An 869-nucleotide genomic window follows, 5' to 3' on the forward strand; every position below is an offset into this window, starting at 1 on the left:
CTTCTAGCATAGTTTTGAGCTCCGGCAAGCGCTCCAACAAGGCACTACCTGCCTGTAGGCCGACAGTTTTACCATCTAAATCTGACACGCCAGAGATAGAATCATCCTTGGTTCGAGCAAGGTAGTAGTGTTGCGCAGAAGCGATAGGTGGCGTGAAATCGAAGACTTGAAGGCGAGCATCCGTGACGATAGCACCGGTGAGCGCAAGGTCGTACTGTCCCGCTGAGACAGAGGCAAGTAGGCCAGTCCACGGTAAGATATCTTGTTTCACGTCGAACTTGGCATACTCGCGAAGCTCATCAAGCAGGTCCTTGTTGATGCCGCTTGGTTGACCTTTCGCAATGTAGTTAAACGGAGAGTAATTATCCTCAGTGGCTACCTTGAGTACGCCAGACTCTAATACCTGAGGAAGATCCGCACTGAGGGCACTCGCTGATGTTCCCACTGCCAGTGTTATAGCCGCTAGCGAAAACCATTTTTTTACATTCATTCCATGTCCCATATATCCATCCTTTTAAATATCGTGAACGTTTTTCTTGAACACTTTCACTTTAGATATTCGAAGGGATTATTAGGTAGAGCCAATTTCTAAATCGCAATGGGACAGCTATGAGATTGTAAATAAATAATAACCATATTGGTTGTGGTCTATTTCTTGCTCCAGCCAAAGATATATGGTTTTCGTAGAATAATAGTGGAGGTTGACGTAGTGGCTATCGACTATCAGTGTTTTATTGAGTTTGACTCAACCAGGAGCCTACAAGAACAAGTGCGAGAGTATCTGGTTAAGGCTATCTTGGCCGGGATCTTCGCACCAGAGCAGGCGTTACCCTCATGCCGCAAGCTGTCTCAGCAGCTAAAAGTGTCGC

At 46.4% G+C, this 869-nt stretch carries 2 protein-coding genes; one reads left to right on the plus strand and one right to left on the minus strand.

What is annotated here, in order from left to right; translation table 11 throughout:
• Positions 1-502: transporter substrate-binding domain-containing protein (locus KIV40_RS33180; protein ID WP_306431934.1), on the minus strand; the 502-nt coding region annotated here is incomplete at its 3' end.
• A gap of 207 nt (positions 503-709) precedes the next feature.
• On the opposite strand from KIV40_RS33180, the gene KIV40_RS33185 reads away from it, so the two are divergent.
• A partial coding sequence (locus KIV40_RS33185) for a GntR family transcriptional regulator (protein ID WP_285353645.1) occupies positions 710-869 on the plus strand: 160 nt, incomplete at its 3' end.

Source organism: Vibrio sp. D173a (assembly GCF_030248475.1).